This is a genomic window from Curtobacterium sp. AC268, from assembly GCF_979258745.1.
Window position 1 is genome coordinate 1789029 of sequence record NZ_OZ409878.1, and the last position, 25680, is coordinate 1814708.

At 71.8% G+C, this 25680-nt stretch carries 24 protein-coding genes and 1 tRNA gene; 7 read left to right on the forward strand and 18 right to left on the reverse strand.

Features of this window, described 5'->3' with window-relative positions; all coding sequences use genetic code 11:
- Window positions 1-21: 21 nt before the first annotated feature.
- Both ACZZ9K_RS08430 and nadE read right to left on the reverse strand, forming a co-directional pair.
- Entirely contained in the window at window positions 22-1479 is a 1458-nt protein-coding gene (locus tag ACZZ9K_RS08430) for an SPFH domain-containing protein (RefSeq protein WP_185974055.1), read from the reverse strand.
- A gap of 177 nt (window positions 1480-1656) precedes the next feature.
- On the reverse strand, window positions 1657-2484 hold the full coding sequence (nadE, locus tag ACZZ9K_RS08435) for an ammonia-dependent NAD(+) synthetase (protein WP_138801937.1): 828 nt from the start codon (window positions 2482-2484) through the stop codon (window positions 1657-1659).
- Window positions 2485-2938: 454 nt separating this feature from the next.
- On the opposite strand from nadE, the gene ACZZ9K_RS08440 reads away from it, so the two are divergent.
- Both ACZZ9K_RS08440 and ACZZ9K_RS08445 read left to right on the forward strand, forming a co-directional pair.
- Entirely contained in the window at window positions 2939-3376 is a 438-nt protein-coding gene (locus ACZZ9K_RS08440) for a MarR family winged helix-turn-helix transcriptional regulator (RefSeq protein WP_214523556.1), read from the forward strand.
- A 215-nt stretch (window positions 3377-3591) separates the two neighbouring features.
- Entirely contained in the window at window positions 3592-5022 is a 1431-nt protein-coding gene (locus ACZZ9K_RS08445; protein ID WP_463443822.1) for an MATE family efflux transporter, read from the forward strand.
- A 115-nt stretch (window positions 5023-5137) separates the two neighbouring features.
- Here the strand turns inward: ACZZ9K_RS08445 and ACZZ9K_RS08450 are convergent, their stop codons facing one another.
- Both ACZZ9K_RS08450 and ACZZ9K_RS08455 read right to left on the reverse strand, forming a co-directional pair.
- Window positions 5138-5731: a copper resistance CopC family protein gene (locus tag ACZZ9K_RS08450; protein ID WP_463443823.1), complete on the reverse strand. Its 594-nt coding sequence runs from the start codon at window positions 5729-5731 to the stop codon at window positions 5138-5140.
- Between the two features lie 41 nt (window positions 5732-5772).
- On the reverse strand, window positions 5773-5940 hold the full coding sequence (locus ACZZ9K_RS08455) for a hypothetical protein (RefSeq protein WP_155896891.1): 168 nt from the start codon (window positions 5938-5940) through the stop codon (window positions 5773-5775).
- 222 nt (window positions 5941-6162) lie between these two features.
- On the opposite strand from ACZZ9K_RS08455, the gene ACZZ9K_RS08460 reads away from it, so the two are divergent.
- Window positions 6163-6876, forward strand: a complete 714-nt coding sequence (locus ACZZ9K_RS08460; RefSeq protein WP_463443824.1) for an alpha/beta hydrolase — start codon at window positions 6163-6165, stop codon at window positions 6874-6876.
- 90 nt (window positions 6877-6966) lie between these two features.
- Here the strand turns inward: ACZZ9K_RS08460 and argG are convergent, their stop codons facing one another.
- The 4 genes from argG to ACZZ9K_RS08480 all read right to left on the reverse strand — a co-directional run bounded on the left by argG (window position 6967) and on the right by ACZZ9K_RS08480 (window position 10492).
- On the reverse strand, window positions 6967-8409 hold the full coding sequence (argG, locus tag ACZZ9K_RS08465) for an argininosuccinate synthase (RefSeq protein ID WP_463443825.1): 1443 nt from the start codon (window positions 8407-8409) through the stop codon (window positions 6967-6969).
- A 117-nt stretch (window positions 8410-8526) separates the two neighbouring features.
- Window positions 8527-8601 (reverse strand) — tRNA-Arg (locus ACZZ9K_RS08470).
- A 13-nt stretch (window positions 8602-8614) separates the two neighbouring features.
- Window positions 8615-9718: an epoxide hydrolase family protein gene (locus tag ACZZ9K_RS08475; protein WP_463443826.1), complete on the reverse strand. Its 1104-nt coding sequence runs from the start codon at window positions 9716-9718 to the stop codon at window positions 8615-8617.
- 48 nt (window positions 9719-9766) lie between these two features.
- On the reverse strand, window positions 9767-10492 hold the full coding sequence (locus ACZZ9K_RS08480) for a GntR family transcriptional regulator (protein ID WP_463443827.1): 726 nt from the start codon (window positions 10490-10492) through the stop codon (window positions 9767-9769).
- Window positions 10493-10668: 176 nt separating this feature from the next.
- Here ACZZ9K_RS08480 and ACZZ9K_RS08485 point away from each other — a divergent pair, with 176 nt between their 5' ends.
- From ACZZ9K_RS08485 to ACZZ9K_RS08495, 3 genes are read left to right on the forward strand one after another with little or no spacing between them, the layout of a single operon-like run.
- Window positions 10669-11364 (forward strand): HAD family hydrolase, encoded by a 696-nt coding sequence (locus ACZZ9K_RS08485; RefSeq protein ID WP_071244062.1) that lies wholly within the window; start codon window positions 10669-10671, stop codon window positions 11362-11364.
- On the forward strand, window positions 11361-12428 hold the full coding sequence (locus tag ACZZ9K_RS08490; protein WP_463443828.1) for an alcohol dehydrogenase catalytic domain-containing protein: 1068 nt from the start codon (window positions 11361-11363) through the stop codon (window positions 12426-12428). The genes ACZZ9K_RS08485 and ACZZ9K_RS08490 overlap by 4 nt, the downstream gene beginning before the upstream one ends.
- A 7-nt stretch (window positions 12429-12435) precedes the next feature.
- Window positions 12436-13545, forward strand: coding sequence for an alpha-D-ribose 1-methylphosphonate 5-triphosphate diphosphatase (locus ACZZ9K_RS08495; RefSeq protein WP_463443829.1), 1110 nt, complete (start codon window positions 12436-12438; stop codon window positions 13543-13545).
- Window positions 13546-13593: 48 nt separating this feature from the next.
- Here ACZZ9K_RS08495 and ACZZ9K_RS08500 read toward each other — a convergent pair whose 3' ends face one another.
- The 10 genes from ACZZ9K_RS08500 to ACZZ9K_RS08545 all read right to left on the reverse strand — a co-directional run bounded on the left by ACZZ9K_RS08500 (window position 13594) and on the right by ACZZ9K_RS08545 (window position 24348).
- Window positions 13594-14694 (reverse strand): TIGR03364 family FAD-dependent oxidoreductase, encoded by a 1101-nt coding sequence (locus ACZZ9K_RS08500; protein ID WP_463443830.1) that lies wholly within the window; start codon window positions 14692-14694, stop codon window positions 13594-13596.
- Window positions 14691-16436 (reverse strand): PhnE/PtxC family ABC transporter permease, encoded by a 1746-nt coding sequence (locus ACZZ9K_RS08505; protein ID WP_463443831.1) that lies wholly within the window; start codon window positions 16434-16436, stop codon window positions 14691-14693. Before ACZZ9K_RS08505 ends, ACZZ9K_RS08500 begins: the two co-directional genes overlap by 4 nt.
- Window positions 16433-17269 carry a phosphonate ABC transporter ATP-binding protein gene (gene phnC / locus ACZZ9K_RS08510; protein WP_463443832.1) on the reverse strand — a complete coding sequence of 279 codons (837 nt, stop codon included), beginning with the start codon at window positions 17267-17269 and terminating at the stop codon, window positions 16433-16435. Before phnC ends, ACZZ9K_RS08505 begins: the two co-directional genes overlap by 4 nt.
- Before the next feature lie 35 nt (window positions 17270-17304).
- Window positions 17305-18246 carry a phosphate/phosphite/phosphonate ABC transporter substrate-binding protein gene (locus tag ACZZ9K_RS08515; RefSeq protein WP_173032965.1) on the reverse strand — a complete coding sequence of 314 codons (942 nt, stop codon included), beginning with the start codon at window positions 18244-18246 and terminating at the stop codon, window positions 17305-17307.
- A 193-nt stretch (window positions 18247-18439) separates the two neighbouring features.
- Window positions 18440-19312 carry an EamA family transporter gene (locus ACZZ9K_RS08520; RefSeq protein WP_463443833.1) on the reverse strand — a complete coding sequence of 291 codons (873 nt, stop codon included), beginning with the start codon at window positions 19310-19312 and terminating at the stop codon, window positions 18440-18442.
- A 378-nt stretch (window positions 19313-19690) separates the two neighbouring features.
- Window positions 19691-20527, reverse strand: a complete 837-nt coding sequence (locus tag ACZZ9K_RS08525) for a lysostaphin resistance A-like protein (protein ID WP_463443834.1) — start codon at window positions 20525-20527, stop codon at window positions 19691-19693.
- Window positions 20524-21420, reverse strand: a complete 897-nt coding sequence (locus ACZZ9K_RS08530; protein ID WP_463443835.1) for a CPBP family intramembrane glutamic endopeptidase — start codon at window positions 21418-21420, stop codon at window positions 20524-20526. Before ACZZ9K_RS08530 ends, ACZZ9K_RS08525 begins: the two co-directional genes overlap by 4 nt.
- Before the next feature lie 172 nt (window positions 21421-21592).
- Window positions 21593-22087, reverse strand: coding sequence for an HNH endonuclease (locus tag ACZZ9K_RS08535; RefSeq protein WP_027466591.1), 495 nt, complete (start codon window positions 22085-22087; stop codon window positions 21593-21595).
- A gap of 351 nt (window positions 22088-22438) precedes the next feature.
- Window positions 22439-23425 (reverse strand): C40 family peptidase, encoded by a 987-nt coding sequence (locus ACZZ9K_RS08540; protein ID WP_463443836.1) that lies wholly within the window; start codon window positions 23423-23425, stop codon window positions 22439-22441.
- Between the two features lie 227 nt (window positions 23426-23652).
- Window positions 23653-24348, reverse strand: a complete 696-nt coding sequence (locus ACZZ9K_RS08545) for a metal-dependent transcriptional regulator (protein WP_071244044.1) — start codon at window positions 24346-24348, stop codon at window positions 23653-23655.
- A 184-nt stretch (window positions 24349-24532) separates the two neighbouring features.
- Between ACZZ9K_RS08545 and serC the strand changes: the two genes are divergently transcribed.
- Window positions 24533-25648, forward strand: coding sequence for a phosphoserine transaminase (gene serC / locus ACZZ9K_RS08550; protein ID WP_463443837.1), 1116 nt, complete (start codon window positions 24533-24535; stop codon window positions 25646-25648).
- Window positions 25649-25680 lie beyond the last annotated feature (32 nt).

Consider the following 25680-nt stretch of genomic DNA (forward strand, 5'->3'; position numbering starts at 1 on the left):
CCGCTGCAGGCACCCGCTCGGCTACTCGGCCGGCTCGACCTGCGGCACCGACTGCTCGCGCACGACAGCACGGGCAGCCGCCTGACCCGTCGTGGTGCTCTTCACGATGTCGCTCAGGGTGAACCCGGCGGTTGCGCCGAGCAACGCATCGACCTCGCTGAACTGACTGACGACGCTCTTCGACAGGGCACCGGCGCCCTCGGAGGACACCACGGTGAGCGTGTCGATGTTGCTCATCGGCGCGGCGAGCTCGCGGGCGATGCTCGGCAGCGTCTCGATCGCCTTGACCCGCAGGACGGCCTCGGAGTGCTGTGCGAGCGCGTCGGCCTGCGCCTTGGTCGCATCGGCCTCGGCCTGACCCTTCGCACGGATCGCGTCGGCGGCGGCTTCACCCTCGGCGCGTGAGGCGTCGGCGGCGAGCTTGCGGGCGTCCGCCTCGGCCTTCGCCTCGGCCGCGACGGCCTCCGCGGAGATCCGACGGGCCTCGGCCTGGGCGCGTGCGGTCTCGACCTGGGCCCCGGCGGCGGCTTCGGCCTCGACGCGGGTCTTGCGCGCCTGGGCCTCGGCGACGGCGGAGACCTCGGACTCGAGCTCGGCACGGCGCAGCTCGGCACGCTTCTGCGCGGTGATCTGCTCCTGCTCGACGACACCCTGGGACGCGCGCGCCTGGGCGAGCGGGCCGGCGGCAGCGGCTTCGGCGGACGCACGGTCGGCGTCGAGCTGCAGCGCGGCACGGCGGATGGCCAGGGTGTTCTCGGCCTCGGCGATCGCCTGGTCGGCGGTCGCGCGGGCCTCTCGCGCTTCACGGTCGGCCTGGGCCTCGGCGTTCTCGGCCTCGAGTCGCACGCGTGCACGCTCGGCACGGCCAAGGTCGCTGATGTACTCGTTGCGGTCCGAGATGCCCTTGATCTCGAACGAGTCGACGTCGAGCCCCTGGCTGTGCAGCGCGTCCTTGGCGACGTCGAGCACAGCGACGGTGAGCTGATCGCGCTTGCGGATGATGGTCGACACGTCGGTCGCACCGATCGAGGCGCGGAGCGAACCGGACAGGACCTCGCGCGCGAAGTCGTCGATCTTCTTCTCCTGCCCGAGGAACCGCTGTGCGGCCGCCCGGATCGAGGCGTCGGTCTCGCCGACCTTGACGAGCGCGACGGCCTCGACGTCGATGGTGACACCGCGGGAGTCCTGCGCGTTGACGTTGATGTCGATCGCACGCGAGCTGAGCGACAGCTTCGCGACCTTCTCGAAGAAGGGGCGGACGAGCACACCGGCGCCGAGCACGACCTTGATGCCGGACTCGACGGTCTCGGTGCCGTCGGCGTTCTTGACCTTGCGGGAGCGCTTGCCCGTGATGATGAGCGCTTCGTCGGCACCGGCGTTGCGGTACACGACCTTGGCGTAGATCAGCGCGATCACGGCGAGGACGATGATCCCCACGACGATCAGCGGGACGGCTCCGAGCGCGAACAGGACTTCCATGACTCCCCCTTGAGGACCAGGCGCCAGCCTGGATTCCGCATCTGTTGTTCCGTTGGCTCCCATCCTAGGAGCGCACGCGGACAGCGGGGCCGCGCTGGGGAGGGTTGGGGACAACAGACGGGAGGCGCGGTGCAGGATCACCTGCACCGCGCCTCCCGTCCGGGGTTGCGTCAGCGCCTACGCGCCCGCACGCCACCACTCGTCGAAGGGCGTCGCCGGCACCTGGCGCTTGTGCTCCGTCGCGCGGTAGCGCGACTCGATCGCCTCGGCGACCTCGACCGGCACGTCGTGTCCCTGCAGGTAGGCGTCGATCTCGGCGTAGGTGAGTCCGAGGTTCGCCTCGTCGGTCTGCCCGGGCAGCTCGTCGAGCAGGTCGGCGGTGGGCGCCTTCTCGTACAGGCGAGCGGGTGCGCCGAGGTGCTCGAGCAGCTGCCGCCCCTGGCTCTTCGACAGCCCGGTGAGCGGGGTGAGGTCGACGCCGCCGTCGCCGTACTTGGTGAAGAAGCCCGTGACGGCCTCGGCCGCGTGGTCCGTGCCGACCACCAGCAGGCCGCGCTGCCCGGCGATCGCGTACTGGGCGACCATCCGCATGCGCGCCTTGACGTTGCCCTTCACGAAGTCGCTCAGCTCGATACCCGAGGCCGCGGTGTCCTCCATGACCCCGTCGACCCCGTGCTCGATGTTCACGGTGACGCCAGGTTCGGCCGCGATGAACTGCAGGGCGAGCTGGGCGTCGTCCTCGTCGGCCTGCACCCGGTAGGGCATGCGGACGGTCGTGAACTCGGCCGGGTGCCCCTCGGCGCGGAGCGACTCGACCGCGAGCTGGGTCAGGCGGCCGGCCAGGGTGGAGTCCTGCCCGCCGCTGATGGCGAGGAGGTACCCCTTCGCCCCGGTCGTCAGCAGGTAGTCGCGCAGGAACCCGACACGACGGGCGACCTCCTGCTCCGGGTCGATGGTCGGCTGGACGTTGAGGTCCGCTGCGATGGCGGCTTGGAGTTCACGCACCACCCCAGTATCACGCCGATCCGGCTCCGTGGACCGGCAGGTTCCCGAAGACGTCCATCGGATCAACCGGGAGGTCCCGGGGCGGCGGTGACCCGATCACCACCGCCCCGGGGATCCGCGACGACCCGAACGCGTCGCGGACCCGGTGAGGCGGACGCCGGTACCCGCCGGCGCCCGTCCTGGTCAGGCGCGACGAACTCGTCGCGCCGGGATCGCGGTGGGTGGTCCGTGGTGTGGCACGATGCCCCCTCCTCCGACGGGGTCTCCGCCGCTGATCCGCCCCCGGTGGTGAGCCAGGGGATGTGGGGCCCGTCGAACGGGCCGGAGGCGGCTGGTGAGGCCGCTTGCTGTGGAAGGTATCAGGGTCCGGGCAGGACTCGACACCCCCGTTGTGGGGTCACGGGTCAGGCTGGGTTCGTTGACAGTTCGATGCCTAACAGTTAGAGTCCTGATCATGCAGGCACCGGACTTCACGACACCGCTCCAGCTCATGCGGTGGATCGGATGGGCACAGCGCAAGGGCGCCGAGGAGTGGGTCCGTGAGCGCGACCTCACCCACGAGCAGTCCTTCGTGCTCGGGTACCTGCAGGAACACCCCGGCGCCATCCAGCGGGACATCGCCGAGGCCACCCGGACCAGCGCGGCCAGCGTCTCGAGTCTCCTGCAGGGACTCGAGCGGCGCGGCCTGATCGAACGACGACCGGACGCCACGAACGGGCGGACGAAGACGGTGCACGCCACCCAGGCGGGCATCGACCTCATCGCCGGGTTCACCGACGCGATGGTCGCCCTCGACGACTCCCTGCTCGCACCGCTCGACGCGGACGAACGCGCCACCCTGCGGCGGCTGCTGCAGAAGGTGACCGCGCAACTCGCGCCGCCGACCCGCTAGCCGCACCACCCGCACCAGCGCACCACCCGCGCCACCGCACCGACCCGCTCCACGCACCACGCGCCTCCCGGCCGGATCCGCCGGCGCGCCCTCGCGACTCCGCGATCCCGCGCCTTCGCGATCCCGCGACTTCGCGACCCCGCCGGTCGCGCGCTCCCCCCTGCCGTGCCGGCGTCCGTCGGCGCGCCCACCGTCATGCCCGGAAGGGAACCGTCATGTCCTCCACCACCACCACCGCTGCGGCGACGAACCGCTGGTACCTCTCCGCTGCCCCGATCGCCCGAGCCCTGGTGCACCTGTGCGTGCCGATGGCCGCCGCGATGGTCGTCAGCGCCCTGTACAACGTCATCAACGCGGGCTTCATCGGCGCCCAGCACGACACGTCCCTGCTCGCCGCGATCACCTTCGGCACGCCGCTGCTCGGCCTCGTGATGGCCGTGGGCGGGGTGTTCGGCGTCGGCGGCAGCGCCTTGATGTCCCGGTTGCTCGGAGCATCGGAACACGATCCCGACAAGGCGCGGGACATCAAGCACGTCGCCTCGTTCGCCCTGTGGGGAGCCGTGGTGACCGGCGCCGTGCTCGGCGTCGTCGGACTCCTGCTGCTCCGCCCGCTCGTCGCCGTCCTCGGTGCCGACGCGGCAGCGGTCCCCGCCACGAGCGAGTACGTCGCCGTGATGCTCGCGTTCGTCCCCGTCCTCGCCGCGTCCTTCGCGCTCGAGCAGATCGTCCGCTCCGAGGGTGCCGCGCGGCAGGCGATGATCGGCCTGGTCCTGTCCACGGTCGGCAACCTGGTGTTCGACGTCCTGTTCATCCTGGGGCTGCACTGGGGTGTCGGCGGCGCCGCACTCGCGGTGGGCCTGGCCAACGTGGTCTCGATCGTCTACTGGGTGACGTGGCTGCAGCGGAACAGCGAGAACGTCAGCTTCGCGCCGAAGTGGTTCACCCTGCGTGCGGACATCCTGAAGCCCGTGTTCGGCATCGGCGTCGGCGAACTGCTGCAGTCCGCGTTCCTCATCGTCACGACACTCGTCCTCAACAACCTCGCCGCCGCCTACGGTGACGACCCGCTGGCAGCGATGGGCGTCGCGGTCCGCATCGCCCAGGTGCCGGAGTTCCTGGTGATGGGCGTGACCATCGGCGTGCTGCCGCTGCTCGCCTACGCGTTCGGCGCGGGCGACGCCGATCGACTCCGCTCCGGCCTGCGCGCCGCGGCCCTGACCGTCGGCGGCATCGTGCTCGTCTTCTCCGGCACCGTGTTCGTGTTCCGCGAGCAGGTCTTCACGATCTTCTCCGGTGACCACTCGGTGCTCGCGATCGGCATGACGATCCTGACGGCACAGCTCGTCGCCGCCGTCGTCAACGGGTTCACGGGACTGCTCACCTCGCTGTTCCAGGCGACCGGGATGGTCATGCCCGCGATGGTGCTGTCGATGGCGCAGGGCGTGTTGTTCATCCCGATCGTGATCGCCGGCAACGTGTGGTTCGGGCTCGCCGGGATCATCTGGGCACTCACCGTCACCGAGGGCATCGTGTTCGTCGCCGCCGTCGTCCTCTGGCTGGGGACGCGGGGCCGCATCGCCCGAGGCCTGGCCGAGGGCAGCGCGGCACGCGCCGACGCCGCGCTGGAGGCCGCCCCCGTAGCGTGAGGCGCGTCGCCCCCGGCGTCACGCACCACGTGCGGACGGGAGGCCCGGTGCCGGTCCGGCACCGGGCCTCCCGTCCGTTGCGTGGTCGCGTGACGTGCGCCGCGCGCGCTGGGTGCTACGCGCTGCGGCCGCGCCGCAGCAGCAGCACGACGACCGCGCCGGCCACCAGGACAGCTCCGGCGCCGAGGCCGATCCACACGCCCGGCGCGATGCCCGGCGACGAGGACGGAGCACCGTCCGAGGCTCCGGTGGCCGTCGCGGTGGCACTCGGCGTCGGAGCGGTGCTCGGCGTCGGGGTGACACTCGCGCTCGGGGTCGACGTCGGCGCTGCGGCCCGGTACTCGAACGCGAGCGTTCCCTCGATCGGGTGGCCGTCCGGCGACACGTACCGCCAGAGCACCGTGTAGCTGCCCTGGTCGAGGTCGACCGCGCGGCGCATGGTCGTCCCGGAGACCCTCACGTCACCCGTGGCGACGTCGGCACCGGAGGCGTCGGTCACCTGGATCCGGAGTCCGGCGTCGAGGCCGGCGAGCGGCGCCTCCGAGAAGGTCAGGTCGACGGATCCGAGCGGTTCGGTGACGACCGCCCCGTCCGCCGGGGTGCTGCTGGTCAGGGCCGAGTGGGCCGACGCGGGCTGGACACCGACGAGCGTCAGCAGTCCCGCCGCGACGATCGCCAGTGCCGCCGCCGTGGTTCGGGCTGTGCGCATGCGCAGACTCTACCGACGGCCGAGCGGCAGCCCGCTGGGGGTCAGAGCTGCTCGCCGAGGAAGTCCGCGTAGGTGGGCTCGTAGCGCGCTTCACTGACGCTGACGAGCTGGTGGCCGGTTCCTTCGAGGCGTTCGGCGACGAGGGCGGCGAGGTCCTCGGGCGAACGGAGCCCGTGGCGGTGCCACGCGTTCTGGATGGTGGCGGTCATGGCGACCAGCCCTTCGTCGAGATGATGCGCATCTCGGATCCGCCCGGGTCGACCCGCTGTGCCAGACCCCACAGATCGTGAGGAGCATCGTGACGACGAGTCCCTGATGACTGACCCGGTACCGCAACGATACGGTCGGGCCGGATCGCCGTCGAGGCGGATGCGCTTCGCGGCTGACGGACGCGACGGACCGGCGCGGCGGGTGCGCTGTAGCGTCGGCGCATGGAGATCCTCTTCGTCCACGGCGCGCTCGTGCGCGACGGCGACTGGTGGTGGCAGCCCACCGCCGACCTGCTGTTCGAGGGCACCGGTGTCCGCAGTCGATCGGTGGCGCTGCCGTCCTGCGGCGAGGGCCCGTCCGGCCGCCCCGAAGGCGGTCTCGCCGAGGACGCTGCAGCGCTCCGGGCCGCGCTCGACCACAGCGACGGCGCGATCGTCGTCGGGCACTCGTACGGCGGCACGGTCGTCGCCGAGGCTGGTCAGCACGATGCCGTCGAGCACCTGGTCCACGCGTCGTCCTACCTGCCCGACGTCGGATCGGCCCAGGCCGGGATCATGTCGGACGAGCCCGACCCGGTGGCGATCGGTGATGCCGGGGACGGAGCCCTGGCACTGGTCGGGTACGACGCCTCGTCGTTCGGCGCGCGGTTCCTGCAGGACGCCGTCCCCGAGGTGCAGCGGGCTGCGTGGGACCGCGTCACCGCACAGTCCACTGCCGCGTTCGTCACGCCGACGACCGCCGCGGGCTGGCAGGGCGTCGACTCCACCTACCTGGTCTGCACCGAGGACCGGAGCACAACCGTCGGCCTCCAGCGAGCGCACGCGGCACGTGCGACGCGGAGCGTCGACGTCCCCACCGGGCACCATCCCTTCATCACCCGGCCCGACCTGGTCGTCGAGCAGCTCGAGCTGCTGCTCGGAAGCGCCGCGGCTTGAGACGTCGCGACGACGGACGGGAGGCCCGGTGCCAGCTGGCACCGGGCCTCCCGTCATCGAGGGTCGCGCCCAGGGCGCGGATCCGCTCGATCAGTCGGTGCCGGAGTCGAAGGCCGCGCCCTCGGAAGCGAGGTCGGTGCGACGACCCATCGCGTCCTCGGCGTCGGAGGCGACGATCGCGCCGCCGAGGATCTCCTCGGCCTCGCCCGCCTCGAGCTCGCCGACGAGCTCGGCCGTCGCGCCGCCGATGAGGCCGGCAGCGGCGTACTGCTCGAGCCGCGAACGGGAGTCCGCGATGTCGAGGTTGCGCATGGTGAGCTGGCCGATGCGGTCGTCCGGGCCGAAGGCGGCGTCGCCGACGCGCTCCATCGACAGCTTGTCCGGGTGGTACGACAGCGCGGGGCCCGTGGTGTCGAGGATCGTGTAGTCGTCGCCGCGACGCAGGCGCAGCGTGACCTCGCCGGTGACGGCGGAGGCGACCCAGCGCTGCAGCGACTCGCGGAGCATGAGGGACTGCGGGTCGAGCCAGCGGCCCTCGTACATCAGGCGACCGAGACGACGGCCCTCGTTGTGGTACGAGGCGACCGTGTCCTCGTTGTGGATCGCGTTGAGCAGGCGCTCGTAGGCGATGTGCAGCAGCGCCATGCCCGGAGCTTCGTAGATGCCGCGGCTCTTCGCCTCGATGATGCGGTTCTCGATCTGGTCGGACGCACCCAGGCCGTGGCGGCCACCGATGGCGTTCGCCTCGTAGACCAGGGCCACCGCGTCGGGGTACTCGACGCCGTTGATCGCGACGGGGCGACCGGCTTCGAACCGGACGCTGACGATCTCGGTCGCGACCTCGACGTCGTCACGCCAGGCGGCGACACCCATGATCGGCTCGACGATGTCCAGGCCGCTCGACAGCTCTTCGAGGCTCTTCGCCTCGTGCGTCGCGCCCCAGATGTTCGCGTCGGTCGAGTACGCCTTCTCGGTGGAGTCGCGGTACGGGAACCCGCGGGCGACGAGCCACTCGCTCATCTCCTTGCGGCCGCCGAGCTCCTCGACGAACTCGGAGTCGAGCCACGGCTTGTAGACGCGCAGACGCGGGTTGGCCATCAGGCCGTAGCGGTAGAACCGCTCGATGTCGTTGCCCTTGTAGGTGGAGCCATCGCCCCAGATGTCGACGCCGTCTTCCTTCATCGCGCGGACGAGCATCGTGCCCGTCACCGCGCGGCCGAGCGGCGTCGTGTTGAAGTACGTCTTGCCGCCGGAGCGGATGTGGAACGCACCGGTCTGCAGGGCGACCAGGCCTTCTTCGACCAGGGCGCTCTTCGCGTCGACCAGTCGGGCGATCTCGGCGCCGTACTCGTGGGCGCGGCTCGGGACGGCGTCGATGTCCGGCTCGTCGTACTGGCCGATGTCGGCCGTGTACGTGCAGGGGATCGCTCCCTTCTCGCGCATCCAGGCAACGGCGCAGGAGGTGTCGAGACCCCCTGAGAACGCGATGCCGACTCGTTCGCCGACGGGGAGACTGCTCAGGACCTTGGACACGGGGTCAATCGTACGGGGCCCGCGGGCCGGGCTACCGTCCGGGGCGACGGTTGTGGAGAACTCCCCCGCGAAGTGGTGCCCCCGGACAGCACTGCAGGGACTCGAACCCCTTCGACCTGGTGCCCCTGGAGGGACTCGAACCCCCAACCGTTTCCTTAGGACGGAACTGCTCTTCCATTGAGCTACAGAGGCTGGCCCGTCCACTCTAGCGGCGGAAGCCCTGCAGGAACGCGTGCAGTTCGTCGACGAACAGGTCGGGCTGCTCGAACGGCGCGAAGTGCCCACCGCGGTCGAGTTCGTGGTGGAACACGAGGTTCGTGGTGCGCTCGAGCCACTCGCGCGGCGCCCGCACGATGTCGCCGGGGAAGATCGAGAACCCGGACGGCACCTCGACCCGTCGCTCCAGCTGCTCCGCCGGGATCGCCGCGTTCGCGTGGTACATCCGCATCGCCGAGCCGATCGTGCCCGTGGCCCAGTACTCGGTGAGCAGCGCCAGCACCTCGTCGCGCGTGTAGACCGACCACGGGTCCCCGTCGCAGTCGCTCCACGCCCGGAGCTTCTCGAGGATCCAGGCGGCCAGCCCCGCGGGCGAGTCGTTCAGCCCGACGGCGGCGGTCTGCGGCTTCGTGCGGTGCAGCATCGCGTAGGCACCCTCGGCGGTGCGCCACCGATCGGTCGCGGCGACGAACTCCCGCTCGGCGGCGGACAACGTCGACGCATCGAGGCCCGGCCAGGCGAGCCCGCCGTCGATGCGGTGCACGGCGACGACCCGGTCTGGGTGGTCGAGTGCCAGGTAGCGGGCGACGTGCGTGCCGATGTCGCCACCGGACACCGCGAACCGCTCGTACCCGAGGTCCGTCATCAGCGTCGCCCACATGCCGGCCACCTGCCGGGTGTCGAGCACCTGCGGCGGTGCATCCGAGAACCCGTAGCCGGGCATGTCCGGCACGACGACGTCGTACCCGGCGGCGACGAGCATCGGCAGCACCTTGCGGTACCGCCAGCCGGAGTCCGGCCAGCCGTGCGCGAGCAGGACCGGCAGGGCATCGGGCCGCGGAGCGCGGGCGTGCAGCACGTGGATGCCGATGCCGTCGACGACGACACGGCGCGAGGGCAGCGCAGCGAGCTCGGCACGGTGTGCGTCGAAGTCGAACCCGTCGGCCCAGTACTCGACGAGGGGGCGCAGGACGTCGAGGTCCACGCCGAGCGACCAGCCGAGCCCGGCGGGCGCGTCCGGCCAGCGCGTGGCACGAAGCCGAGCGCGCAGGTCGTCGATGGTCGCGTCGTCGATGTGCGGTGTCTCGCCCATGTCGGCGACGCTAGTCAGCGCCACCGACGAACGGAAGCCCGCAGCCGATCAGGTCAGCGGTGCGTCCCGACCGGCCTCGAACAACACCCGGATGGCGTCCGCCCGGATCCACCGCTCGCTCAGGCAGAGCGGTCGCTCGTCGTCGCGGTCCGACGTCAGGCTCTCGATGAACCAGCCGAGCGTGACCTCGTCGAGGTCCAGGTGCCGGGCGACGTCCTCGGACACCACGTCGGCGGTCGCACGGACCCAGCGGCGGTGCGGTACGGACCGTCCGACCTGCCGGAGCACCTCGTACAGCGAGTCACTGACCTGCAGCGCCTCGGCGAGCTCGGGCACGATCGCCGGCGGGACCCACTCCACGCCCCACGCAGCCGGCAGCCCGTCGACCAGTGAGCGCCGGGTCAGGCGGTGCACGGGCGCGCCCGGTTGCAGGTCGAGGGACTCTGCGATGCGCGGCGGGACCGGGACCAGTGCACACGACAGCGTCACGCTCGACGGCTTGCCACCGGCGGCGCGGACGGTGTGACTCCACGACGGTGCCGCCCGCGAACCGATCAGGTAGTCGATGCGGCGTGCGACGAAGCTGCCGACGCCCTTCACCCGGCGGATGCGGTTACGCCGCTGCAGGTGCTGCAGCGCTGCCCGGGCGGCGGACCGCCCGACGCCGAACCGCGCCGCCAGCTCCGCCTCGCTGGCCACCCGCGAGCCGATCGGCAGATCGGCCAGCTCGCCCTCCAGGGCGGCGGCGATGTCGAGGTATCGGGTCTCCGGCACGCTCGGACTGTAGCCGGTCCCCCTGGCGGACCGCATGCCTGTCCGGACAGGCCGTGACGAGCCTCCCGGCGTCGTTCACCTGGCGGACACCTGCGCACCGTCTGCCCGCCACGGGGCGCTCCGACGCTGGTCGGACCGCGCCGGTCCCGGCGTGACGGCACGAACCCAGGAGTCCCATGATCTCGCTCGTCTGCCTCGACATGGCAGGAACCACCGTCGACGACGGTGGCGTCGTCCTCGATGCCTTCCGCACCGCGCTCACCGACGTCGGCCTCGAGCACGGGAGCTCGGAGCACGACCGTGCGGTGCAGTACGCGGTCGACACCATGGGCCAGTCGAAGATCGCCGTGTTCACGGCACTCTTCGACGGGGACGGCGACCGTGCCGAGGCTGCGAACACCGCGTTCGAGCGCGCGTACGCCCGCACCCTCGACCGCGGCGTGCGGCCGGTGGACGGCGCCGTCGAGACGCTCGTCGCACTCCGCGCAGCGGGGCGACGGATCGCGCTGACCACCGGGTTCTCGCCCGCGACGCGCGACGCGGTGCTCGACCTGCTCGGCTGGCGGCCGCTGATCGACCTCGCGCTCTCCCCCGCCGACGCCGGCCGCGGGCGCCCGTACCCGGACATGGTGCTCGCCGCCGTGCTCCGGACCGGCACCGACGACGTCCGTGACGTGGCGGTCGTCGGGGACACCGTCGCCGACCTGCTCACTGGCCACCGTGCCGGCGCCTCCGTCGTGGCGGGCGTGCGGACCGGGACGCACCAGGACGCCGACTTCGCGACCGTCCAGCACACCCACGTCCTCGACTCGGTCACCGAGGTGCCGTCGGTGCTCGCCGAGGTCGAGGACGCCGCCCGGGTCCTGGCGTGACGCCGGTGCGCGCCGACGCCCGGTACGCCCTGTGGCACGGCGTCGGCGCCCCGGTCACCGTCGAGTCGCTGCCGTCGACGACGCTGCCGGACGGCGGTGTGCTCGTCGAGGTCGAGCTGGCCACCGTGTGCGGCAGCGACCTGCACACCGCACTCGGCCACCGTCCGGGTCCGACGCCGAGTGTCCTCGGCCACGAACAGGTCGGCCGCGTCGTCGCGGTCGATGCCGTGCCGCCGACCACCGTCCAGGGACAGCCGGTCCGGGTCGGTGACCGCGTCGTGTGGTCGGTCGCCGCGTCGTGCGGCGACTGCGACCGGTGCGCGTCGGGCATCCCGCAGAAGTGCCGCTCCCTGCGGAAGTACGGCCACGAGGCCGTCACCGCGGACTGGACGCTGAACGGCGGCTTCGCCACGCACTGCGTCCTGCTCCCCGGCACGGCGATCGCGGTCGTCCCCGCGCACGTGCCCGCGGCCGTCGCCGCGCCGGCGGCCTGCGCCACGGCGACCGTGGCCGCGGCACTCGACGCCGCGCAGCGACCGCTCGACGGCGCACGGGTCCTGGTCACCGGTGCCGGCATGCTCGGGATCACCGCCGTCGCGATGGCCGTCGACGCGGGTGCCACCGTGACCGTCTCCGACCCGAACGCCGGACGACGTGCCCGGGCGGTCTGCTTCGGCGCGGCGCGGGCCGTCGCCCCGGGTGACGCGATCGGGTCCTTCGACGTCGCGGTCGAGCTGTCCGGCCACCCCGATGCGGTCGAGGCGGCGGTGGACTCCCTCGACGTCGACGGTGTCGCCGTGCTCGTCGGCGCGGTCTCGACCAGCCGTGCGGTGACCATCGACCCGGAGCAGATCGTGCGGCGGCTGAACCGGATCGTCGGGGTCCACAACTACGCGCCCCGGCACCTCGCGACCGCGGTGGCCTTCCTCGCGCGCAGCGGGCTGCCCTTCGCGGACCTGGTCGAGCGGTCGGTCGGCCTCGACGCGGTCGGGCACGCCGTCACGACACCGCCGTCGGACGGGTTCCTGCGCCGCGGGGTCGACCCCGCGGTCGCCGTGGTGTGATGGCTGCGTGACGACCTTCACCGCTGCCCGTGTCCACCGGGGCGACGGCGGGACGCCGAGTTCGTCCTTCGCCGTGCGCGACGACGTGGTCGTCGAGGCGTCGGACGGACCGGCGGTCGACCTCGGCGACGTCGACGTCCTGCCGGGGCTGGTCGACCTGCACGCCGACTCGCTGTCCCGCTTCGAGCAGCCGCGCCCCGGCGTCCCGGTGCCGCTCGGGCACGCGCTCGAGTCCTTCGCCGCCGACGCCCTGCTCGCCGGCGTGACGACCGCCCTGCTGTGCTGCTCGGTGGAGCACGCGACGGCTCCGGCGCGCAGCGCCGAGCACGCCGCCGCCGTCCTCGACGCGGTCGCCGCGTCCGACCTGCCGGTCGACGTCCGCGTGCACCTGCGCGTCGACGTCACCCACGACGACGCCGTGGCGGCGGCCGGGAGGCTCGTGGCGGCGCACCCGGATCGGGTCACCCTGGTCTCGTACATGGACCACACTCCCGGACGCGGCCAGTACTCGACCGTCGCCGCCTGGAGACGGGCCTACCGCGCACTCGACCGCGCCGACGACGAGGTGCTCGATGCCCGCCTTGCGGCGTTCCACGCCGGTGCCGAGGGCATCGGCCGCCGACGAGCGGCCGTCGCCGAACTCGCGAACCGGGCCGGTGTCGTCGTCGCAGCACACGACGACGAGACACCCGAGGCCGTCCTCGAGGCTCGGCGGCTCGGTGCCCGGATCTCGGAGTTCCCGGTCACCGAGCGCGCTGCGGCCGCGGCGATCGACGCCGGGCTCGGGGTCGTCGTCGGTGCCCCGAACCTCTGGCGGGGCGGGTCGCACGGCTCCGGGCTGTCCGCTCGCGCGGCGATCGCGGCCGGTCGGGCCGACGTGGTGGCGTCGGACTACCAGCTCGGGTCGCTGCTGCCGGGGCTGCGAGCGGCCGCCACCGCCGGGGTCGCACCGTTCGCCGAGCTCGTCGCGACGGTCACCCGGAACCCCGCGGAACACGTCGGGCTCCCGGACCGGGGGCTCCTCGCACCGGGTCGCCGTGCGGACTTCGTCGCCGTGCGCGAGGACCGTGTGGTCGGTGTCTGGCGCGACGGCCGGCAGCGGCTGTTCCGCGACTGACGGTCTCCCCCGCCGAAGACCACCGGGGTCAGCCGAGGACCGCCGGGGTCAGCCGAGGACCGTCGGCGCGATGCCGAGGCCGGTCGTCATACCGATGCCCGTGGTGACCGTCACGACGTCGACGCCCGGGACCGGCCGGTCGATGAGGAACTCCCGCCCCGGGGCCGAGGCGTAGACGCCCTGCCACCGGTCGACCACGGAGACCGGCGCACCGAACAGCCGCTCGGTCTCGGTGACGAGCAGCCGGAAGCCGTCCTCGTCCTGGAACGGTGGCGCGTCGACCTCGCGCTCGTGGGTGTCCCCGACGATGACGCTGCCGTCCGGCGGTGACGTGTACATCTGATTGAGGTCCCAGCGGATCCCCTCGGGCAGGTCGGCGGCGAGCCGGTCCCGCAGGGCACCCGCTCCGGGCATCGCGGCGAACCCCGAGTAGCGCAGCAGCGACCACCCGGTCAGCAGCGGTGTGGCGAGCGGGAAGGCGAGCGGGATCGTCGCACGCAGCATGTGGAGCCGGCAGCGGAGCAGACCGATCGACTCGGCGAGCTCCGGGAAGAGCTGGTCGAGGTCGTGGTTGGTGCAGACGATGATCCGGGTCCCCTCCACGACGCCACGACCGGTGCGGACGGCGCCGGTGGTGACCTCGAGCGCGGGGGTGCGCCAGTGGAAGGTGACCCCCTGCCCGGCGAGCCAGCGCGCGATCGCGGGTGCCGCCTCCCGGGGGTCGACCTGCAGGTCGTGCGCGAGGTGCGCGCCGCCGAGGGCCGTAGCGGGATCGACCGGCACCGCCGCGGCGATCTCGGCCGCGTCGGCCAGCCGCAGGTCCGCGCCGGAGTCGCGGTACTCCTCGAGCACCGCCAGCTCCTCGGGGCGACGGGCGACGACGTGTGCACCGCGTTCGCGCGCCGTGAACCCGGCGAGCTGCGCGAGTGCGAGCCAGCGGCGGCGTGCCTCCTGCGCGTAGCCGGCTGCCTCCCCGGTCTGCGGGGTGACGCAGGCGTGCCCGAAGTTCCGGACACTCGCACCGACGACCGCGGCCGCACGGTCGACCACCGCGACGCGGGCGCCCTGCCGGAGTGCCTCGTAGGCCATGCCGAGCCCGACGATGCCCGCGCCGACCACGACGACGTCGTACCGTTCCGTCGCGCTCACCGGAACACCCGCCGCAGCCACATGGCCAGGCCCTCGGTGACGAGCACCGTGACCAGGATGAGCAGGACGATCGCGGTGACGGACGCGTAGTTCGATCCCTGCGCTGCATTGAGGAGGTAGTAGCCGATGCCGCCACCTCCGACGATGCCGAGGATCGTCGCCGCACGGATGTTCGTGTCGAGCAGGTAGAAGGTGTGCCCGAGCATCGCGCGGAACCCCTGCGGCACCGTCGCCGAGGCGTAGCGCTGCAGGCGACCCGCGCCGGTGGCCGTGACGGCGCGCTCGGGCCCGGGAGCGACCTCTTCGAGCGAGTCCGCGATCAGCTTGCCGAGGAGCCCGATGCCACCGAAGGCCAGGGCGAGGGTCCCCGCCTGCGCACCGAGCCCCGTCACGACGATGAGCACGACCGCGAGGATCGTCTCCGGGATCCCGCGGACGACGACGAGCAGCAGCCGTGCGCCGCCCCGGACCCCGCGCCCGGGGGCCACGTTGCGGGCGGCGAGGGACCCGATGACGAGCGAGAGCAGCAGCGCGAGGACGGTCGCGGCGAGGGCGATCGCGACGGTGTCGAACATCGCGCCGAACATGATGCCGGCGCCGTAGCTGCCGAAGGACGGCGGCCAGAACTGCACGGCGACGGCGGGGATCTTGCCCCACACGGTGACCAGGTCACCCCAGGCGATGTCGCAGACCACGACACTGCCGACGACGACGGCCAGGGCGACCCAGCACCAGATCCCGTTCCGGACCCGGACGGGGGTCCACGGACGACGGAGGGTGCCCTCGACCGTCGCAGCGACCGGTCGCTGCGTGGCCGGTACGGCCTCGGCTCGCTGGCGGTCCCGCCGACGCATCCACCGACGGGCAGCCGTGGCACCGATGCCGCGCCCGGCCGGGGCCACACCGAGCATGGCGGCGCGAACCGAGCTGGAGACGATCTCCATCAGGACGCACAGGCCGAAGATGACGATGGCGTACCCGATGCCGAGTGAGTAGTCGAGCGACTTGAACGCGAAGGACATCTCACGGCCGAGGCCGACGATGCCGACGTACCCGAGGATGACCGACCCGCGCAGGTTGATGTCGTTGCGGTGCAGGATCGTCGCGACCCACGACGGCAGCACCTGCGGGAGCACCCCGGCGGTGAACTGCTGCGCACGGCTCCCCCCGGCTGCCCGGATCGCGTTGCGCGGTCCTTCGTCGATCTGCTCGATGGCGTCCGCGAAGAGCTTCGAGATCATCCCGACGGAGTGGATGCCGATCGCCAGGATCCCGGGCAGGGGACCGATCGTGAAGACCAGGACGAACACCATCGCGAGGACGACGTCCGGCACGGCCCGGGTCAGGACGCTGACGAACCGCGCGGCGGCCACCCACCCGCGGCCCGGGCTGGTGTTCGCTGCCGCAAGGTACGCGACGGGGACGCTCAGCGCGGCGGCGAGCAGGGTGCCGAGCAGGACGAGCCCGACGGTGAGCGCGGTCTGCTGCAGCAGCACCGGGGCGGCCGGGAACCGGACGGTGCCCACACGCTGGAAGAAGTGCTCGGCGTTCGACCACGACGCGATGATGTTCGGGATCGAGATGTCGACCCGCGCGACCGCGACGCACGCCAGCACGCCGAGGGCGACGAGGGTCAGCACCGCAGCGGTGCGCTCGGGCGAGACCCGGCGGCGGGGTGCCCGACGGGCCACGTCCTCGGCGAGCGCCGCCGCGGTTCCGGGTCGGGTGTCGAGCGTCGTCACGAGGTCCGCTCCCCCGCGTCGAGTGCGTGCAGCTCGGCCTCGATGGTGGCGAACTCGTCGGTGCTCGTCGCGACCTGCCCGTAGATCTCCATGACCTCCGCCTTGCCGAGGCCGTCGGTCCTGGTGTCGAGCACGACCTCGCCGTGCCGGAGCCCGATGATCCGGTCCGCCCACGACAGGGCCAGGTCGACCTGGTGCAGGCTGCAGAGCACCGTCAGCCCGCGGTCGGCGGCGATCTCGCGGATGAGGCGCATGACCTGCCCGCTGGACTCCGGGTCGAGCGAGGCGACCGGTTCGTCGGCCAGGAGCACCGTCGGGTCCTGCATGAGGGATCGGGCGATCGCGACGCGCTGCTGCTGGCCGCCCGACAGGGTGTCGGCCCGCTGGTAGGCGCGGTCGAGCAGCCCGACGCGGTCGAGGTGCCCGAGTGCGGTGCGACGGAGGCCGCGCGGGTACGACCAGAGGCCGAGCCGCGGGCCACGGAGGGTCGCGAGCGCTCCGGTGAGCACGTTCTCGAGCACGGTGAGCGCCGGCACGAGTTCGAACTGCTGGAACACGAACCCGACGCGACTCCGCAGCTCGCGCAGACGACGCCCGGTCAGGCGGTGCACCTCGGTCCCGTCCACCCGGACGCTGCCGGACGTCGGGAGCTCGAGCGCGTCGACGTGCCGGAGCAGGGTGCTCTTGCCGGAGCCCGACAGCCCGAGCAGCACGACGACCTCGCCCTGCCCGACGCGCAGCGACACGTCGCGCAACGCCGTCGTGTCGCCGAAGCGCTTCGTCAGGCCGGTGATCTCGACGGCCGGGGTGCCGACCGGTGCGTGGTTCGTCATGGTGCTCCTCGGGCTGCCGTCTCGCGGTCGCCGGGTCAGGCCTGGCAGGTGGTCGACTTCGTCGTCTTGCAGATGTCGCGGATCAGGTCGTAGTACTCGTCGTCGACGGGCTTGGTGCCGTAGAAGACGCTGCGGAAGCCGTCGCTGTCGGCGCTGGTGACACCGGCGTCGATGATCTGGTCGATGGTGACGTCGGACAGTGCCTTCGTCAGCGTCTCCTTCTCGGCCGACGGCAGGGTGTCGGAGACGACGATCGGGGCGCCGGGGACCATCGTCTTCGCGACGACGCGCACGTCGTCGTTCTTCTCGACCTCGCTGTCCTCGGCGAACCCGGCGTCGCACTCGGTGCCCGCCGCGACCTTCTGGACGCTGACGTCGTGCTTGCCGGCGAACACCGGGGTGACGTCGGTCTTCGGGTCGACGCCCGCCTTGAGCAGGTTGTAGCTCGGGAACAGGTAGCCCGAGGTCGACGAGGGGTCGACGAAGCAGACCTTCTTGCCGGCGAAGTCCTTCAGCGAGTCGATGTCGCTGTCCTTCGGCACGATGGCCTCGGAGTAGTACCCGGGCTTCTGCCCCTCGGCGGTGATGATGGAGGAGATCGGGGTGATCTTCGCGCCGTTGTTCTTCGCCGTGACGTAGGTGAACCCGGAGAACGACGCGACGTCGATCTTGCCCGCGACGGACGCCTCGATGAGCGCGGCGTAGTCGGTCGACTCGTGGTACTCGACCTTCTTGCCGGTCTCCTTCGCGATGTAGTCCATCAGCGGCTGGTAGTTCGTCTCGGTGTCCACGGAGTCGGGGACCACGCCGAACACGATGGTGTTCTCGTCCGCGGCGTACTGCACGGCGTCGGAGCCGCCTGCGGGGCTGCCGTCACCGGTCGCGGCGGTGGAGCCAGCGGAGCAGGAGCTGAGCGTGGCGACGAGGGCCAGGGCGCCGGCCAGCGCGACGAGCGACTTGCGTGCGGAGATGGGCATGATGACCTTTCGGGCGGTTCGGGGGGCGGGTCCGGTGCGGACGACCGCAACTGTCGCAGCCGACCGGTGGAGCGGAGTTCCGTCCCGGTACACGCGGCGTGGACGGCAGGTGAACTCGGTTGGCACCTGTCCGGACAGGCCGCCGCTGTCGCAGCAGTCGCCGTCGCCGTCGCCGTCGCCGCCGCTGTCGCCGTCAGAGCGCGAGCAGCGCGATGCCGCCGAGCACGACCACCGCGGCACCGACCCGGGCGAGCGCACGGCCTTCGCGGAGCACCAGCACCCCGAACAGGCTGACGAGCACGACGCTCACCTCGCGCATCGGCGCGACGAGCGCCACGGGCGCGATGCCGATCGCGACCAGCACGAGGATGTACGACAGCGGCGACAGCACCCCGAACGCGAGCACCCGCGGCCAGTGCTGCCGCAGCACGGGCAGGACCTCGCGCCGCCGCGACCCGAGGGCGAGTCCGAAGAACACGACCTCGACCGCCGTGCACCCGACCATGAACGCGACCGGCGCGACGCCGAGGTCGCGGACGACGTAGGCGTCCCAGATCGTGTACGCGGCGATCGCCACCCCGGTGAGCAGACCCGCGACGAGCCCGGGGTCGATCCGCCTCCGCGGGAGCTCCGTCGACGTCGTCCCACGGTCGGCGAGCCCGACGGCGACCACGCCGACGAGCACCAGGAGCCCGCCGACCAGGGCGATCCAATGGGGGCGCTCACCCAGGAGCACGATCGCCAGGACGACGCTGATCGTCGGCCCGGTCCCCCGCGCCGTGGCGTACACCGTCGACAGCCGGCCGACCCGGTAGCCCCGCTGCAGCACCAGCATGTACAGGACGTGCAGCACCCCGGACGCGGCGACGCCGAGCACGAACCCGCTGGGGTCCGCGTCGCCGAATCCCCCGGTGAACGGGACCACACCGATCCAGACCACCACGCTCGACACCGCGCCGAGCCACAGGAACGGCATCCCGATCCGGCTCACCGCGTGGGCGATGACGTTCCACCCCGCGTGGGCGACGGCGGCGGACAGGACGAGGAGGACGGCGAGCGGTGTCACGGCAGGACCTTCTGCCCGGCGCGCGGCGCGACGGGCGAGGTCCTCCAGGCTTTTGTCCGTTCAGATGACGGCCCGCGTTCGGTGGCGGACCGTGGCGCCGCTCGGACCAGTCGGACGGGGAGTCCCGGAACCCTAGGCGCTGTCGGGACGGACGCTAGCAGCGCGGCCCACCCGGCCACCAACCTGTCCGGACAGGCGCGAGCCTGCGTTCAGGTGGCGTTCTGCGAACGTTCCGGTCCGTCGCCGTGGCGCGTCCGGCCCGACGACGCTCGACGGACGGACGGGAGGCCCGTGGCGGGTCCGCCACGGGCCTCCCGTCCGTCACCTGCTGCGTTCGACGCCCCCCCCGGCGCTCGATGCCCGTCAGTCGCGGTCACTTCATGCGGTCTCGCCGCCGCCGGTGGTTGTGTGGCGTTCCCGGCGGCTGCGGAGTGTCTCGCGCGCCACGCTGATCGCGATCGCGACCGAGAGCGCGATCAGGATGATCTCGATGACTCCGGTGGTTGCCGGGGGCTCGGCGCCCTCGTGGTCGCGGCCCGCCGTCTGCAGGAACAGCGCGGCGTCGTTGAGCCCGTGCAGGAGCATCGGCACCCACAGCTTCCCGGTGGCGCGGCGGGCCGCGTAGAAGAGCGCTCCGTCCATGCTGAGGAACGCCACCTGGAACAGGACCAGGCCGAGCGGGAGTCCGGCGATCACGAAGCCGACCACGTGGGCGAGGCCGAACATCACCGAGGAGACGATGAGGACGACGAACTCGGAGTGGTGTGCGCGGAGCGCGGTGACGAGTATCCCGCGGAAGAACAGCTCCTCGCCGACGCCGACGCCGAGCGCACCGATGAGCACGACGACGATGATCCCGACCGACGCCTCGGACCACGGCACGAGGCTGTACAGGATCACTGTCGAGACGAGGGACAGCACCGGAGCGGCGAGCCACCACCAGCGCCGGGGGCGGCCGACGGCGACGGCCGGTTCTCGCCAGATGTCGCTCCACCAACCCGAACGTCGGGCGAAGAACACTCCGGCGACGATCATGATGCCGACCGGGATCCAGGTGCCGGCGAGCCAGTCCGCGATCGGGTGGTTCTCCCCGTCGACGACGGCGCTGAGCAGGTTCCCCACCCCGGCGGCCATGAGGACGTAGACCACACAGGCGACGAGGGCGATCCAGAACAGCCGCGGGACCTCGCGACGCCCATCGACCGGGGCGGTCATGCGGCCACTCCCTGCTGGTCGGTCTCGGTCGAGGTCCCGGTCTCGGGGCTGCTGGCACGGCCCGTGATGAAGAAGAGCACCAGGAGTGCGAGCACCGGGTAGGCGAAGTTGAAGATCCCCGCGAAACCGATCAGCCCGGCGTCACCGGCGGCTGCAGCGGTGGTGTCGATGCCTCCGGTCGCCAGGATCGTGGTCGGGTCGGTCGCCGCGTGCAGGAGCATCGCGGGGACGATGCTGCCCGTGACCCGCATCGACAGGTAGAACATCATGCCGGCGCCGAACGTATACACGACCGTGACGGCCACCGTGACGAGCGGTGTCCCTCCGATGGCGTTCGAGGCGTGCATCAACCCGAACAGCAGCGACGACAGCAGCGCGACGGTGCGTTCGGTGTGGTGCCCGCGTCGGAGGAGGTTCACGGCGACGCCACGGGCGATGAGCTCCTCGGCGAACCCGATGCAGAGACCGAGGAAGAGCACCGCGAAGACCACGGAGACCGAGTACGACGACCAGTTCGTCGCGACGAGCCGGATCACGATCGGGACGAGCAGCAGGACGACGGCGATCCACATCCACCCGCGTCCGGGCAGTGGCTGGCGACCGAAGACCTCGCGTCCCCATCCGAGCGTGCGGACGAAGACCAGGGTGAGCAGCCCCATCACGATGATCGGCAGGGCGACGCCCACGATGACCCCGCGGGGTGTGGCGAACACCTCGTCCGCGGTGATGCCGCTGGCGAGGGTGTGGGCGTTCAGCCAGCCGAGCCCCTCGTAGACCGCCAGGTAGAGGACGACGGCCAGCACCGCGCGCCACCAGCCGCCGCGGTTCCAGAACCGCTGCCACGGGTTCCGACCGGCTGCCGTGTCGGTCGAGCGCTCTGTTCCTGCGGCCATGCTGTCCTCGCGGGTCTCGGTCGTCGGGGCACGTGGTGACTCGTCCTCACGTCAGCGTAGTGCGAACTCGGATCGCTCCGAGCGCCGTGAACGCGCGACGGGACGGACTGGAGGCCCGTGGCCGTGCCCGCCACGGGCCTCCAGTCCGACACGCGGCGCGCCGCGGCGGCCGCTACGCGGCCACGAGGTACTCGTCCCACTCCGCCTGCGGGCGCTCGATGCCGCGCACGACCCACGAGGACCCGTGCGGCACCTTCGGCGGGAACCGGAGGCGCCACCCCATCTCCTGCGGGGTGCGGTCGCCCTTGGTGTTGTTGCAGGCCAGGCAGCAGGCGACGAGGTTCTCCCACGAGTCCTGCCCACCGCGCGACCGCGGCTGCACGTGGTCGATGGTGGTGGCGTGCCGGCCGCAGTAGGCACAGTGGTTGCCGTCCCGGCGCAGCACACCGCGACGGGACACCGGCACGAGCCTCGAGTGCGGGATGCGCACGTAGCGGGTGAGGATGATGACGGACGGACGGTCGTAGCTCGACGTCGACCCGGTGACCGGGTGTTCGACGTCGGCGGCGACGATGGCGGCCTTCTGGTTCATGACCAGCACGAGGGCTCGTCGGAACGAGATCACCGCGAGGGGCTCGTAACCGGCGTTGAGGACGAGAGTGCGCATGGGTTCCCTTCCGACGTGCCTGGACGGCTTCCAGGCGCTGCGGGTGCGTCGGACCGACGACGCGAACGGGTGAGGACGACCTGTTCACACCCCTGGAACCACGAAGAGCACCACCCGGATGGGCAGTGCTCTCGTCATGCAGGGGCGTGCTCGTGCACGCAGGCTGTGCTCGACCATATGTCGACGCGCGCGCGCCGACCCATGGTGCGGGTCGTGCGGAACATCGACATGAGGGTCTCCTGTTCGCGCCGGTGCGGACCGGTGCAGCGTCAGGTTAACCAGAAACCGGCCCGGCACGAGGGTGCGCGGGCCGGTTCCGGTGAAGTTCACACGCCGGAGGGGCAGTGGTCGCTAGATGCCGAAACGGACGATGTGGTAGTCGCTGGTCCAGATCGGGCGGATCTGCACGGAGCCACCGGGCTTCGGGGCGTCCATGATCATGCCGTTCCCCATGTAGAAGCCGTCGTGCGCCTCGTTGTTGAAGATGACGACGTCACCGGGCTGCGCCTCGGACTCGGGGATCGTGGTGCCGGCCTGGTCCTGCAGCGGCACCGAGTGCGCGAGGTTGATGCCGTACTGGGCGTACACGAACATGATGAAGCCCGAGCAGTCGAAGCCCGACGGGTCCGCGCCACCGAAGACGTAGGGGGTGCCGATGTACTGCTTGCCGGTGGCGACCACGGCCGGCAGCGAGAACGGGGTGTCGGCGGCGGACGAGCTGGCCGCGTACTCGGCGGCGGTGGGCCCGGTGTACGAGGAGTACTGCTTCGCCGTCGCGGCGCGGGCGGACTGGGTCTGCTCGGCCTGCTCGGCGGCTTCCTTGGCTGCGGCGGCCTGGTCGGCGGCGGCCTGCTTTGCGGCCTTCTCGGCGTCGAGCGTCGCGGTGGAGGTCGCGCCGAAGCCGTCACGGCTCGTGTCCGCGAGCGCAACGGCGTCGGAGACCGACAGCTCCTGGCTCTCCGTGGCACGGACCTGACGCTGGGCGTCGGCGACGGCGGTCGAGTTGCTGGAGGTCGTCGCGGCGAAGGCCGGGGCGACCGCGACCGTGCCGAACATGCCGGCGGCCACGGTGAGGACGACCGGCGCGAGGAACTTGCGCTTGCGCGACGACGAGCTGGCCTTGGCGGTGTTCGCTGCGGCCGCGGCCTGGGCGGCACGACGACCACCGGGCAGCGGGGCGGAGCGCACCGGCACGACCTTGCTGACCGGGCGGCCCTCGGTCTCGCGCACGGCCCGCCGGGTGAGCGGGGCGGTGGTGGCGTTCTCGGTGTTCGTCGGGTTCGCGGGCGTCTGGTCGTCCGCGGCGGTACCGGTCTGCGTCAAGAGGTGGGTCTCCAACGTCTCGTCATCACGCCGCCGTGGGTGTCCGGCGGTGTGCAACCCCATCCGTTCGTCATCGTTTCCGATCGAGGCAGGAGACGGGTTCGAGACGTCCTGCCACGGGTCTCCGGCTCAGGGGCAGCGCGGCGACTCGGACGAGTGTACGGAGGCGTCGTTACCGTGTCGAGACCAAACGCCCCGTGTGTAACGAAACGGTAAAGACTCTCAGGGAGGACCAGGAACGGTCAGTCCCGCTCGATGTAGACGTGCTGCGCGACCTCGATGGGCAGCTCGATGCCCGAGTCCTCGCCCTCGACGCGGACCGCGACGTAGGCGCCCGCACGCTGCACACTCGCGACGCGCCCGGGCATGACGCCGGCGGTGCGGAGCTGGTGCAGGAGCTCCGGTTCGAACTGCACGGGCTCGCCCAGGCGTCGGACCACCCCGGTCGTGACGGCGTCGGTGCCCTCGGTCGCGGCGACGATGTTCTGGACGCCGTCGAGGAACCCGGCGGCCGCGGGGCCACCGATCTCGGCCAGTCCGGGGATCGGGTTGCCGTACGGCGACTCGGTCGGGTTGCCGAGCATCTCGAGCAGGCGGACCTCGACCTGCTCGCTCATGACGTGCTCCCACCGGCAGGCTTCATCGTGCACGAAGGCCCAGTCGAGTCCGATGACGTCGGCGAGCAGGCGTTCGGCCAGACGGTGCTTGCGCATCACGTGGGTGGCACGGGAACGACCTTCGTCGGTGAGCTCCAGGTGGCGGTCACCGGAGACGACGACCAGGCCGTCGCGCTCCATGCGGGCGATGGTCTGCGAGACCGTCGGGCCCGAGTGTCCGAGGCGCTCGGAGATGCGCGCGCGCAGCGGCACGATCGCCTCTTCCTCGAGGTCGAGGATGGTGCGAAGGTACATCTCCGTGGTGTCGACGAGATCGGTCACGGTCCGCCTCTCATGTCTGGGCCCAGCGCCGACCACACTACTTGTTCGCACCGACGAACACCGACCGGCGCCCGGGTGCACGTGAGAAAGGGTCATCCGACGCGGTGGGCGGGAGGGTCGAACCCTCCCCGTCCGGCCGGTACACGGGCTCGGGCAGGCGGATCGTCGTCGGTAGGATCGGCGCATGGCAGACATCGTCATCCCGGCCGAACTCCTCCCCACCGACGGTCGCTTCGGCTGCGGACCGTCGAAGATCCGCGGCGCCCAGCTCGAGTCCCTCGTGACGCGCGGTGCCACGATCCTCGGCACCTCGCACCGCCAGAAGCCCGTGAAGGACCTGGTCGGCAGCGTCCGCTCCGGTCTCGCCGACCTGTTCCAGATCCCCGAGGGCTACGAGGTCGTCCTCGGCAACGGCGGCTCGACCGCGTTCTGGGACGCCGCCGCGTTCGGCCTCATCGAACGCCGCGCCGAGAACCTGTCCTTCGGCGAGTTCGGGTCGAAGTTCGCCAAGGCCGCAGCGGCCCCGTGGCTCGAGGCTCCGCACGTCGTCGAGGCACCGGGTGGCTCCCTTTCCGCACTCGAACCGGTCGAGGGCGTGGACGTCTACGCCTACCCGCACAACGAGACCTCGACGGGCGTCATGGCCCCGGTCGTCCGCGCGACCGGCGACGCCGGCGCCCTCACCGTCGTCGACGCGACGAGTGCCGCCGGTGGCGCCCTGTTCGACGTCAGCGCCACCGACGTCTACTACTTCGCCCCGCAGAAGAACTTCGCCTCGGACGGCGGCCTGTGGCTCGCCCTCCTCTCCCCCGCCGCGATCGAGCGGATCGAGCGGATCGCCGCCTCCGACCGGTACATCCCGGAGTTCCTGTCGCTCAAGAACGCCGTCGACAACTCGCGTCTGAACCAGACCCTGAACACCCCGGCGATCTCCACGCTGCTGCTCCTCGACGAGCAGGTGCGGTGGATGAACGAGTCCGGTGGCCTGGCGTGGGCGGACCTCCGCACGAATACCTCGTCGTCGACCATCTACGACTGGGCCGAGGCCAGCGACTGGGCGACCCCGTTCGTCACCGATCCCGCCGCTCGCTCCCAGGTCGTCGCCACGATCGACCTCGACGACTCGATCGACGCCAAGGCCGTGGCCGCGACCCTGCGCGCGAACGGCATCGTCGACACCGAGCCGTACCGGAAGCTCGGCCGCAACCAGCTGCGCGTCGCGACGTTCACCGCCATCGACCCGGACGACGTCGCGAAGCTCGTGCGCGCGATCGACTTCACGATCGACGCCCTGCGCTGACGTCGGGGACACCCGCCGGAACGAGGACGGGC